This is a genomic window from Xanthomonas sp. NCPPB 2586, from assembly GCF_041475775.2.
GTDB lineage: Bacteria > Pseudomonadota > Gammaproteobacteria > Xanthomonadales > Xanthomonadaceae > Xanthomonas > Xanthomonas campestris.
In genome coordinates, this window is the sequence record NZ_CM192981.1 from 636,131 (window position 1) to 648,481 (window position 12,351).

Consider the following 12,351-nt stretch of genomic DNA (forward strand, 5'->3'; position numbering starts at 1 on the left):
CGATGTCTGCGAGCAACGCCAGCACGCCGCGCACGCCCCTGGCCGGCGGGCAGCCGATCAGCGCAGAGGTGGCCGACCAGGCCGCCGAGTGGCTGACGGTGCTGATGTCCGGCACCGCCAGCGCGGCGCAATTACGTGACTGGGAACACTGGCGCGCCGCGCATCCGGACCACGCGCGGGCCTGGGCGCATCTGGAGGCGGTGACCGGGCGACTGAAGACGTTGGCACCGCAGGCGGCCTACCGCAGCCTGTCGCCGTATGCCGATGGCAAGCGCCCCGCCTCGCCAGGCCGACGCAAGGCGCTCAACCTGGTGCTGTGGGGCGGGGTGGCCGGCGCCGCCGGGCTGCTGGCCACCCGCACCCAGCGCTGGCAGCAGGCAACGGCCGACTACGCCACCGCCACCGGGCAGCGCCGGATGCTGCAACTGGGCGACGGCACCCGCCTGACCCTCAACACGCGCAGCGCGGTGGATGTGCGCTTCGATACGCACCAGCGCCTGCTGGATCTGGTGGCCGGCGAGATCATGGTGGTGACCGCGCACGCGCTGGGCGCCGCGCAGGACCCGCGCCCACTGCTGGTGCGCACCGTGCACGGCGATGTCCGCGCGCTGGGCACGCGCTTTTGTGTACGCCAGGACCAGGCGCAGAGCCGGGTCACGGTGCTGGAGAGCGCGGTGGAGATTCGTCCGCGTGATGCCACTCACGCCGCGCGCCGCGTGCAGGCCGGCCAGCAATGCGTGTTCAATGCCGCGTTCCTGCAGGCGCCCGGGCCGGCCGATGCGCAGGCCACCGCCTGGGAGCGTGGCCAGTTGATTGCCGACGAGTTGCGGCTGGATGCGTTCGTGGCCGAGCTGGAGCGCTATCGCCCCGGGCTGCTGCGCTGCGACCCGGCGGTGGCCGGCTTGCGCGTCTCCGGGGTGTTTCCGCTGGACGATACCGACCGCATCCTGGCCATGCTGCCCAGCGTGCTGCCAGTGCGGGTACGCCAGCGCAGCCGCTACTGGGTGAGCATCCAGGCGGCCGGTTAGGCGCAGCGATCAACGACTGCGTAGCTGCGAGGCGGGTGCGGCCGTTACTCGAAATCCTATGGTCCTACGGACACTCCAGTTCCTCCGCGCCGTCCGCATCTGCTGACGATTGCTCGCTACGTTTTTCGCGTATCCAAGCGCGGCGATCGCGCTGCGGCGCTTTGCAGATCGTGCCGTACGCGGCGCAGCGCTGAATAAAACTGGGCGGGCACGTCCGATGGGCGAGGTGCGCATCGCCGGGCTGGTCAGGCCGCCGGTGCGGCTGCCAGACACGCAACGCCGTGGTGTCGGCGAGTCGGTATGCGCCCGAAGTTCCGAACGCGCTCTCTGCGGGTGCTCGCGCAAGACACCTCTGTCCGACGACCGCGCGCTGCGGTCATCAGCCAGTCCGGCCCGGGTCTGCAGACGCCGGGCAGACACCGTCGCCGCGAGACCCGAAAAAAAAGTTGCCCGATGGTCTGCCCGATCGGCGCGCTCGTGGCACCTCCTTGATGACGGTGTCAGTGCGACGCCACCTCAGATTGCGGGAACCCCCATGTCCATCTCCGACCGCCGCCGCGGCCACCAGGCTGTTTCGCTGCACCTCTCATTGCCGCGCGCCGCACTGCCCAGGCCCATCGCCACCGCGATTGCGCTGGCCCTGTGCGGCCTGACGGTGCTCGCCACCAGTCCCGCTGCCGCCGCGCAGGATGCCCAAACCGCGTCCGCGGCCCGGCAGCGCTACAGCATCCCGGCCGGGCCACTGGCACCGGCCCTGCGCAGTCTGGCCGGCTCGGCCAACCTGCTGCTGAGCTTCACCGCTGCGCAGACCGATGGACGCACCACCGCCGGGCTGGACGGCGACTACACCGCTGCCGGCGCGCTGACTGCGGTGCTGGCCGGCAGTGGGTTGCAGGCCGTGCCACTGCAGACCGGCGGCTACGTGTTGCGCCCGGCGCCCGCGGCGGTGACCAGCCAGGGCGAAGTGGATGCCTGGCTGCTGCCGACGGTGAAAGTCACCGCGCAGGCCGAGCGCCGCGCCGCCACCAGCGGCACCGGCAGCTATACCGCGCGTGCGGTCAGCATCGGCCGTGGCGAGCAGCGCCTGAAGGACATCCCGCAGTCGATCAGCGTGGTCACCCGCCAACTGATGGACGAGCAGAACATCACCTCGGTCTACGACGCGCTGGCCAGCACCACCGGCATCACCATCGTGCAGAGCCCGCAGGGTGGCAAATACATCTATGCGCGCGGTTTCGACATCACCACCGTGCAGTACGACGGCGTGCCGCTCAATCGCGGCATGTATGGCCGCGCCAGCAACTACAGCGCCAACATGGGCATCTACGACCGTGCCGAAGTGCTGCGCGGCGCCGCCGGCCTGTTGCAGGGTGCCGGCAACCCCAGCGGTGCGGTGAACCTGGTGCGCAAGCGCCCGCTGGATGTGCCCGGCGTGAGCGTGATGCTGCAGGCCGGCTCCTGGGACCGCTATGGCGCCTTGCTGGATGCCAGCGCCAACCTCACCGACGATGGCGCCTTGCGCGCGCGTGGCGTGATCGACTACCAAGACCAGCGCTCGTTCGTCGATGGTGTGGAGCGGCGTACGCCCACCTATTACGGCACGCTGGATTACAGCGTCTCGCCGCAGACCCAGGTCAGCCTGGCGGCCAGCTACGAAGAAGTCGAAGGCCGGCCATTTTTTGGCGGCCTGCCGAGTTACACCGACGGCCGCGACATCGGCCTGCCGCGCAGTACCAACCTGGGCGCGCAGTGGAACCGGCAATCCTCGTCCAACCGCGGCCTGTACCTGGACCTGGACCATCGCTTCAACGCCGATTGGGTGTTCAAGCTCAGCGCGGTGCAGGTGCATGAGCGCCACAACCTCAAGTACGCCAGCTCCAGCCGCGCGATCAACCCGGCCAACGGCACCGGCGCCCTGCTGGCAGCACGCACGATTTCCGAAGCGGACGTGGCCGGCGTGGATGCCAATGTGATCGGGCATTTCAACGCGCTCGGGCGGCGCCACGAGTTGGTGTTAGGTAGCAACTACGCCGAAACCACAGTGGATACGGTCTACGGCAACAAGAACAACTTTCAGACCTTCAACGTGTTCTCGCTGCAACGCAACGTGCGTGCAATCAGCGATGAAGAAATCTTTGCCAGTGCGCGCGAGGCGCGTCACGGCACCTCGCGCGAGCTGGGTCTGTACAGCGCGTTGCGCTGGCAACTGACCGACCCGCTGAAGGCGATCGTGGGTGCACGCGTGAGCTGGCACGACACCAAATGGAACACCACCACCACCGGGCTGTCGCCCTCGCAGTCGATCGAACACACCCGCGAAACCGGGCAGGTCACCCCGTATGCCGGCCTGCTGTACGCGCTCACGCCCACCTGGTCGGCGTATGCCAGTTATGCGGATATTTTCCAGCCGCAGAACGCGCAGAACGAAGCCGGCGACATGCTCAAGCCCATGACCGGCGCCAACTACGGGCTGGGGCTCAAGGGCGAGTGGCTGGATGGCCGCATCAATACCGCCTTTGCGCTGTTCCAGGTGGAGCAGAAGAACCGCGCGCAGGCCGACCTGAGCACCAGCCCCACCTGCCGCAACAACGACTTCTGCTACATCGACAGCGGCAAGGTGCGCAGCCGCGGCTTCGAAGCGGAAGTCAGTGGCGAAGTGCTGCGCGACTGGAACCTGTTCGCCGGCTACACCTTCAACCGCACCACCTATCTGCAGGATGTCAGCAGCCAGGGCCAGACCTTCAACAGCTACACGCCCAAGCACCTGCTGCGGGTGTGGACCACCTACCGGCTGCCGGGCGTGTTGCAGGACGTCACCGTGGGGGGCGGCGTGAGCGCGCAGAGTGCGGCGTATCGGCAGATCGGCGCGGCCACTGCAGATATTCCCGGGCGTGCGGTGTGGAATGCGCTGGCGCGTTACCAGGTGAACCGGCAGTGGTCGCTGGCGGTGAACCTCAACAACGTGTTCGACAAGCGCTACTACAGCACCTTGTCGAGCTTCGTGAATGGCCGCTATTACGGCGAGCCGCGCAACGTGATGGTGACCCTGCGCGGCGCGCTGTGATGCGCCGCTGCATGCACGGGACGATGGCCGCATGAGGGAGGGGTTTCGGCAAAGCATGGCGTGGCTGCATACCTGGTGCGGCCTCACCTGCGGCTGGCTGCTGTGCGCGATCTTCCTCACCGGCACGCTCAGCGTGTTCCGCGACCCGATCACCAGCTGGATGCAGGCCAGGCCAACACTGCCCGGCGCCGCCACGCACGCGTCGCTGCCCCAGGCACAGCTGGTGCCACGCGCGCTGGCACACCTGCGCCAACAGGCGGCGCAGGCCACGTTGTGGCGCATCAGTTTGCCGGTGCACTTGGGCGACACGCTGGATGTGGTCTGGCGTGGCCCCGCTGGCGCCGGCCAGGCCACGCTGAGCCCCATCACCGGCGAAGTCCTGCCCACGCCGTGGGGCCGCCAGACTGAAGGCGGGCGGCATTTCATGAGCTTCCACTACACCTTGCAGGGCGGCATTCCCGGCTACTGGCTGGTGGGCTGGGTATCGATGTGCGGATTGATTGCGTTTGTGTCCGGCGTGGTAGTGCACAAGCGCATCTTCCTGGACTTTTTCACCTTCCGCCCGGGCAAGGGGCAGCGCTCGTGGCTGGATGCGCACAACGCCACCGCCGTGCTCACGCTGCCGTTCCTGTTGATGATCGTCTACACCGGGCTGGCGTATTTCTCCACCAGCTATCTCTCCGCGCCGCTGCACGCGCTGTATGGCCAGGACGAAGACGCCTACGCCCGGTACGAGGCGGCGTTGTCGCCTGCCGCCGCGGTACCGGCGACGCAGCCAACCCAGCACGAGCGGATGCAGACCTATCTGCCCGATCTTGTGCAGCGCGCCGCAGCGCTCAATGGTCAGCCTGCGCAAACACTGGTCATTCAACGCCCGGACCAGCCTGGTGGCACGCTGCGTGTAATTGCGCGTGTTGCAGACACCGCGCACTCGCGGCAGTTGCTCAATCCACCGGCCAGCGTGGTGTTCGATACCGGCAGTGGCGCGCTACTGGAGCGGCATGCCGTTGCGGCGCACACACCGCTGCAAGCCGCCGATGTGGATGCGACGATCAAGACCTTGCATGTGGCCGGGTTTGGCGGCTGGACCGCCAAGTGGCTGTACTTCGTCTGTGGCCTGGCCGGTACCGCGATGATCGCCACCGGCACGGTGTTGTTCACCGTCAAGCGCCGGCGCCGCAGCGAGCAGGAATTCGGCACTGCCACGGCCGGCATCTATCGGGTGGTGGAAGCGTGCAACGTGGCCGCACTGGCCGGCACCGCGTTGGCGTGCATTGCGTACTTCTATGCAAACCGCTTGCTGCCGGCAGAGCTGGAGGCGCGTGCGCAGATGGAAATCCGGGTGTTTCTGTGGGTGTGGGCCGGCACGTTGCTACATGGCCTGCTGCGCCCACCGCTGCGCGCCTGGGTGGAGCAATTAGGTATCACCGCCGCATTGTGCATTGGCCTGCCACTGCTCAACGCGGCCAGTACGGGGCAGCATGTTGGCCGCTATCTGCTCGATGGCGACCTGCAGCGCGCTGCGGTGGAACTCACCGCCCTGGGCTTCGGTGTGAGCGTTGCCTATGCCGCGTATCGCGTGCAGCAGCGCGTCAGTGCGCCGCCACCCATGCGTGCGGCGCGGCGCACGCAGACAGCGGAGCCCGGTGCATGAGTAAACCGCCACAGGCATCGCCATGGCGTTACCGCAGCGCTGTCGCTGGGCGCGTGCTGGCGGCCAGCATGGGCGGCTATGCGCTCACCGCCAGTGGCAGCGGCGTGGCCGCGCAGCTGCTGGCCCGCGTGGCAGGCGTGGCGCCGGCCGTTGCGGTGCTGGTGACCACGCTGCTGAGTTTCGTGGTCTACACGCTGCTGGCAATGTGGATGTTCCGCGCGCGCAGTGCGTGGCGGATGTGGTTGTCGATGCTCGTCGCGCTGGCGGTGCTGGCAGGCATCGACTGGGTGCTGCGGGGCAGTGCATGGCCGGCATGATCGCCTCGCTCACGGCGTTGGCGCTGTGCCACGCCGGCATGTTGGCGATTTGCGTGGCGATGCATCGCCATTACGAACAACTCACCGGCCAGCGCACCGCACCGCGTGCGCAGCGCTGGCAGTTGCGCGTGCTCGGTGCATGCCTGCTGCTGAGCGCACTGGGCGTGTGCGTGCGCGCCTGGGGCGGCAGTGCGGGCGCGGTGCTATGGCTGGGCATGGCGAGCGCCGGGGCCTTGTGGGTGGCGCTGGGGCTGGCATATGCACCGCGCCGCAATGCCTGGGTGGCGGTAACGGTGGGATGCCTGGGCGGCGTGGCTGCGGCTGGCGCGGTGCTGGGGCTCGGCTAGCGCGAGCGCAGTGCGCAGATGCGTACGCGGGCGCGTCCTTGCCTGGGTAGGCGCGCTTGCGCGCGAGCTTGGCAGCGCCGGTGACGCGTTCGCGCACGCGTGCGCTCCTACAGGGCACGGCGGTGGCGGTGCACGCGCGGCAGCGCGCCTGCACATGGTGCTACCCGGCAGGGATGCCAGAATCGGGCCATGTCACAGCCCATTCCGTCTGCCTCTCCTGCGCTGGCCGCTCTGATCGAGCGGGCCGTGGCGCGCGTCCGCCACGCCCTGCCTGCCGATGCGCCGTGGCCCGAAGGTGTTGAGCACCCGCTGGCACGCGTAGCGCTGGCCAGTGACTTCGTGGTCGACACGCTCGCCCGCCAACCTGCGCTGCTCGCCCACCTGGCACAGCCAGACCCGCCGCCGCTGCCGGTGCCACGCCTGGACCCGGCGCAGCCGCAGGAGTGGGCCGCACAACTGCGCCGTTACCGCGCAGCCGCCTCCGCGCGCCTGGTGTGGCGCGACGTGCTCGGCCTGGACGATGTAGACGCCACTCTGGCCGGTGCCACCACGCTGGCGGAAACCTGCCTGCAATGCGCGCTGCAGGCACTGGAACAACAGTTTTCCACCCGCCACGGGCAGGTGATTGCCGAAGACGGCAGCGTGCAGCGGCTGGTGGTGTTCGGGCTGGGCAAGCTCGGCGGTGGCGAACTGAATTTTTCCTCCGACGTGGATCTGGTCTATGCGTATCCGCAGGCCGGGCAGTCCGATGGCGCGCGCCCGCTGGCGGCCGAAGAATATTTCGCGCGGCTGGGCCAACAGCTGGCCAGGCTGCTCGACGAAACCACCGCCGATGGCTTCAGCCATCGCGTGGACCTGCGCCTGCGCCCGTTTGGCAGTGCTGGGCGGGTGGCGTTGTCGTTCAACGGCATGGACCAGTACTTCCAGCGCGAAGGCCGTGACTGGGAGCGCTATGCCTGGTTGAAGGCACGCGCGGTGGCCGGCGACATCGCCGCCGGCGAGGCGTGGCTGGAAACGCTGCGCCCGTTCGTGTATCGCCGCTACCTGGATTTCACTGCGCTCGACGGGCTGCGCGACATGAAGGCCGCGATCACCGCCGAAGTGGCGCACCATGCACGCCTGGACGACATCAAGCGCGGGCCGGGCGGCATCCGTGAGATCGAATTCCTGGCTCAATCGCTGCAGCTTATTCGCGGTGGGCGCGAAGCCAGCTTGCGCGAGCGCCGTTTGTTGCCAGCCTTGCAGGCGCTGGTGGACCTCGGGCAGATCGATCCGCCCACCGGTCAGGCATTGGCCGATGCCTACCGCTTCCTGCGCCGGGTGGAGAACCGCCTGCAGATGCTGCGCGATGCACAAACGCATGCCTTGCCGCAGGGCGAGCCGGAGCGCGAACGCATCGCGCTCGGTCTGGGCTATGCGCACTGGCAGGCATTGCTGGAAGCGTTGGCACCGCACCGCACGCGGGTGGCGGCGGAATTTGCCGAGTTGCTGGCACCACGCGTGCACGCTACCGCGCCCGATACGCTGGCCGATTACTGGCGCGCGCTGCCCGAGGGCGATGCGGCGCCGTTGCTGGGCATCGGCCTGCACGATCCCAACAACGCGCATCACATGCTGGCCGATTTCGCACAGTCCTCCGGCGTGCGCGCGCTCTCCGATGGCGCGCGCACGCGGCTGGACCGGGTGATGCCGGCGCTGCTGCATGCGGCGATCCGCGCGACCCAGCCAGACGCCGCGTTGCGGCGCGTGCTCGGCCTGCTGCAGGCCACGCTGCGCCGCACCAGCTACCTGGCGCTGCTCGACGAGCAACCCAGCGCGCTGGCTCGCCTGGTCGATGTGCTCTCGCGCAGTGCCTTGTTGGCCGAGCGCCTGGCTGCGTATCCGCTGCTGCTGGACGAACTGCTCGATACCCGCATCAGCGGTCCGTTGCCCGACCGCGCCGCACTGCATACCGCATGCGTCGACACCTTGCAGATCGACGATACCGAAGCGGCCTTGCGCGAACTCAACGAGCGCCGGCTTGCGTTGAGCTTCCGCATTGCACTGGCCACCCTCGATGGTCGCCAGCAACCCGTGGACAGTACCCAGCAACTGGCCTGGCTTGCCGAGGCGGTGGTGCAGACGGTGTTGCAACTGGCGCGCCGCGAATTGGTCGCCGCGCATGGGCAGGTGCCCGGTGGCGCGTTCGCCATCATCGGCTATGGCAGTCTGGGCGGCCTGGAGCTGGGCTTCGGCTCGGATCTGGATCTGGTGTTTCTCTACGATCACCCACGCGAGGTGGAAGCCTCCGATGGCAAGCGACCGCTGGAAGCCGGGCGCTGGTTTGCGCGGCTTGCGCAGAAGGTGATGACATTGCTGGGCGCCGAAACCGGCGCCGGCCGTCTCTACGACATCGATGTGCGGCTGCGCCCGGACGGCGGCAAGGGTGCGTTGGTGTCCTCGCTCGCCAGCTATCGCGACTATCAACGCGATCGTGCCTGGACCTGGGAGCATCAGGCGCTGGTGCGCGCACGTGCGGTGGCCGGCGATGCCGCGCTTTGCGAAGCGTTCGTGCAGGTGCGTCGCGAGACGCTGACACGCGTGCGCGACCCCGCTCTGCTGCACGAGGACGTGCGCAAGATGCGTGCACGCATGCGCAGCGAACTCGATCGCAGCGATGCCGGGCGACTGGATCTCAAGCAGGGGGCCGGCGGTCTGGTCGACCTGGAATTCCTGTTGCAGGCCGGCGTGCTCGGCCAGGCCGCCCAGCATCCGGCGTTGCTGTTGGCCTGCGCCACGCCCGCATTGATCGACGCGCTGGTGCAGGTGCAGTGGCTACCGGCCGAGAGTGCAGCGCCGCTGCATCACGCCCACGCCACGTTGGTGGAGGCGGGCCTGAGTTGCACATTGGACCGTCGGCCACGCTTGGTGGTCTCCACGCCTCCGATTCGGGATGCTTGCCAAATTGTTGCAGCGATTGCAGATGCGCAGCAGTTGCGATTTCAGCCAGGAAAAGGTGCCTAAAGACGTCGGCGGAGCCAGCCGTTCTCCGCAGTGCGGCACGCCCGGCAGTCCTTGTGCGCTACGCATCAGCACTCGCTCGGGTCTAGGCGTTTCTGGTCATGGACCTTCCTGCATAGAACGCCTGTGCAGCATCCTTACAGACATTCTCGTAAAATACATCGGCATCCTCGGTGGTGTAGCCGGCTCCGACGAAGCATCCGCGCGCGATTTCATGCAACGTATGCCTGACGCTGCTCGCATCGTCGTATACAGCATTGAGGCATGCCACCACTACCCCTACATCCTGTTTGGAAAGACGGGGCTCACCGCTCATCAAGCGTGCGTGGTTGATGCATGCAACGGCATTTGCGCTGGTGAATGAATCGCCTAACCCGGAACAGTCTTCGAAGCCATTGCCTTGCGCGTTGAGCTTGAAGTGCACGATCGGCAGGCCTTCCATATTCTTCTGTTTCGCCATCTCCATGAAGTCTGCAAGAGCTTCGGGTCGATCCTGCAGGCGCCTAGACTGGAACTTCGTTTCCAAATGTTGCAATAACGGCCCGGCGACACTGGTGTTTTTTTTCAATACGCTGATGGACGGATCTTCGAACATCAGGGTCGCATCGATCCTGTCCGTTTGCTCCTGCGATAGCAGCCCGTTGGCGATCAGCGTTTTCATGATGACTTTTTCGGGGTGGCCCCAATGCTCGTCGGCGGCATACACCTGACGGAAATTCAGGATCGCTTGGCCGGCAGCGTGTTGTGCCTGCTTGCCAAGTTTGTCGTCGCCCTCCAGTGTACGTTCAAGCAATTCCATGCACTGTTTGAGCGACAACGCTCTGTCGCTCTGGGAATCCTGCTTGAAATGCTGCATGCCGCGATTGATGAAGGGCTGGGTGATTGATCGTGAGGTATATCCGCTTGCACCGGTCTGAGCATTGGGTACGCCGGTCAGAGAGTAATTGTTCTTGGTTTCGTAGAGCGGGCTTCTACTCAGGTCCGGATTGGCCGGGACATGCGTAGGGGCGTACTGGGCAATGCACTCGTCCCTGATGCGCTCGCCCTTGAGGCAGGCAAGGTTGGTGAGCAGCGATTGCCGTGCGTGCTGGCTGTCGAAGAGGTGGCCGATATGAACCTTGGTCGCCGCACGGTAGTCGCTCATGGTGGCGAACTGGTTGGACCCGCACGTTCTGATCGGTACGAAGGGACGGCTGTGCGATGCGCGTTCTCCTTCGGTAGCGCTGTGATACCGCGCGTGATAGCTCTCCGCTTTCACGCATGCTTTCTCAAGCCGATCATTGCTGCTAAATCCGGCCTTGCCGTCGCGGAGCGAGGTCGTTGAAAGAAAGAAGTTGTCTGCCACATAGCCTGCGCCAGCAATGCCAAGAGCGTACTTGGCAGCTCGTGTTGCCCACTGTCCGCCATGGTCTCTGCCATTCTTTGGTGTACCGTCCTGCGTATTGGGTGGACGCTGGCTTTGCTGTTTTTGCTTGTTCTTTCGAGTTGGCAACGCTCCCAGTAAGCCTGCCGTCGTTTCTGCACAGGGAGTGGCTGACGCCGACGCGGGGGTGGATAACCCGGTGGAGGTGCCAGGGGTCAGTAGCCGCTGGACGGTGGCCAACGGCAGTGAGGTTTTTGTTCGCATGATGGGTCTCCTAGAGTGCAGGACGGAAATCAGCGATGCCGGTTGAGTCGATGCTAGACGGGCCTATGACCGAACGTAATGAACAGAGCGTACGTAGTAGAGAATTGAGGGGCGTAGCACAACGTTTGCGGGTGCCGTCTGGTGGTTTCATCCATCATCGGTCAGCTCTGTGATTGAAGATGCGGACCGCCCAATCAATTTGGTGTAAGCAATCTCTCGTTCCGCCACGTGATAATGAATACGCCTTATCACGGTGGAGTCACCTGGATTTTCCTGTACTAGGACGTTGCTGACCAAACGCGATATGCCGGTGTTCTCGATGGTGCGTGCAACAGGGTGGGCGCATCAACCGTAGTCGACCTGTAAACCAAGCGTTTTTGATCCCAGTTGACTCACAGGACGACTGTGCCGCAGATCTGCGCACGCTTCCATTTCGACTGCGAAGATGTGATGTCATAAGCGAGCAGCCACGCTGTGGCTCGTATCAGGAGCGTGTGCGATCGATGCACTGCCGTTGGATGCAGGACGTACCCGTATCATGTCGATCCAGGTGTGTGCTGCAGTCACCCGCTCGCGCGCGGCGCACTCCGCCACAGCAGTGCGCGGAACGGTCCGAGCAGAAACACGCCCATGCCCAGCTTCACCGCCAGATCGCCGGCCGCCCAGCTGATCCACGGCAGGCCGGCGCCGGCAAAGGCGATGCTCCAGAAGATCGCCGTATCCAGCGTGGCGCTGCAGGTGGTCGCCACGATCGGCGCGCGCCACCAGTTGCCATTACGCAGACGATCGAACACGCTGATATCCAGCAACTGCGCAGCGATAAACGCGCTGCACGACGCGATTGCGATCCGTGGCGTCGCCAGCCAGATCGACAACACCACCGCGAGCGCAAAGCCGCACCAGGCCACCGTGCGCGCCGCGCGTGGGCCGAAGCGCCGATTGATCAGGTTGCTCACCAGAAACGCCAACGGATACGAAAATGCGCCCCAGGTCAGCCAATCGTTGATCGGGTACTGCACCAGGATGTTGGACAGCAGCACCACTGCGCCCATGGCCGAGACCGCCCACAACAGGGCGCGAACGGTGAGCGGTGCAAAGGTGGGAGCAGGCGCGGCAGGCATGGCGGGACAACAGCAGTCGTGGACGGCGCTAATTATCCGTGCGTCGCCGCGTATGGGCTACTGCGGCTTCTGGTCAGACTTCACTGTGCTAACAGCGGTCATCACGGACTGAGGCACGCTCGCGCGAAAGAAGGGCGCGAAACAGCCAACACACAGCGATCAGCTGCAGTAGGCAATGCGTGCGATGTGCTGT

8 protein-coding genes and 1 other RNA gene are annotated in these 12,351 nt (G+C 66.0%); 7 read left to right on the plus strand and 2 right to left on the minus strand.

All coding sequences use genetic code 11. The features are described from left to right. Positions 1-2 precede the first annotated feature (2 nt). The 7 genes from ACCQ09_RS02745 (at position 3) to glnE (ending at position 9,413) form a co-directional block, all read left to right on the plus strand. The gene (locus tag ACCQ09_RS02745; RefSeq protein ID WP_012437238.1) at positions 3-1,028 is read left to right on the plus strand and encodes a FecR domain-containing protein; all 1,026 of its coding nucleotides are present in this window, start codon (positions 3-5) and stop codon (positions 1,026-1,028) included. Between the two features lie 58 nt (positions 1,029-1,086). Next, positions 1,087-1,158, plus strand: a non-coding RNA gene (locus tag ACCQ09_RS02750) — sX9 sRNA. Positions 1,159-1,563: 405 nt separating this feature from the next. Then, on the plus strand, positions 1,564-4,092 hold the full coding sequence (locus tag ACCQ09_RS02755) for a TonB-dependent siderophore receptor (RefSeq protein ID WP_228428324.1): 2,529 nt from the start codon (positions 1,564-1,566) through the stop codon (positions 4,090-4,092). Positions 4,093-4,123: 31 nt separating this feature from the next. Next, complete coding sequence (locus ACCQ09_RS02760; RefSeq protein WP_129588835.1) at positions 4,124-5,746, plus strand: PepSY-associated TM helix domain-containing protein; 1,623 nt, start codon at positions 4,124-4,126, stop codon at positions 5,744-5,746. Next, on the plus strand, positions 5,743-6,063 hold the full coding sequence (locus tag ACCQ09_RS02765) for a DUF3649 domain-containing protein (protein WP_011038681.1): 321 nt from the start codon (positions 5,743-5,745) through the stop codon (positions 6,061-6,063). The genes ACCQ09_RS02760 and ACCQ09_RS02765 overlap by 4 nt, the downstream gene beginning before the upstream one ends. Then, entirely contained in the window at positions 6,060-6,410 is a 351-nt protein-coding gene (locus ACCQ09_RS02770) for a DUF3325 domain-containing protein (RefSeq protein ID WP_164923349.1), read from the plus strand. Before ACCQ09_RS02765 ends, ACCQ09_RS02770 begins: the two co-directional genes overlap by 4 nt. Before the next feature lie 189 nt (positions 6,411-6,599). After that, positions 6,600-9,413 (plus strand): bifunctional [glutamate--ammonia ligase]-adenylyl-L-tyrosine phosphorylase/[glutamate--ammonia-ligase] adenylyltransferase, encoded by a 2,814-nt coding sequence (gene glnE, locus ACCQ09_RS02775; RefSeq protein ID WP_011038683.1) that lies wholly within the window; start codon positions 6,600-6,602, stop codon positions 9,411-9,413. An 82-nt stretch (positions 9,414-9,495) separates the two neighbouring features. On the opposite strand, the gene xopAG is transcribed toward glnE, so the two are convergent. Together xopAG and ACCQ09_RS02785 are read right to left on the minus strand one after the other, a co-directional pair. Then, positions 9,496-11,037 (minus strand): XopAG/AvrGf1 family type III secretion system effector, encoded by a 1,542-nt coding sequence (gene xopAG / locus ACCQ09_RS02780; protein WP_272910734.1) that lies wholly within the window; start codon positions 11,035-11,037, stop codon positions 9,496-9,498. Between the two features lie 563 nt (positions 11,038-11,600). Beyond that, positions 11,601-12,158, minus strand: a complete 558-nt coding sequence (locus ACCQ09_RS02785; protein ID WP_011269489.1) for a VUT family protein — start codon at positions 12,156-12,158, stop codon at positions 11,601-11,603. Positions 12,159-12,351: the final 193 nt, after the last annotated feature.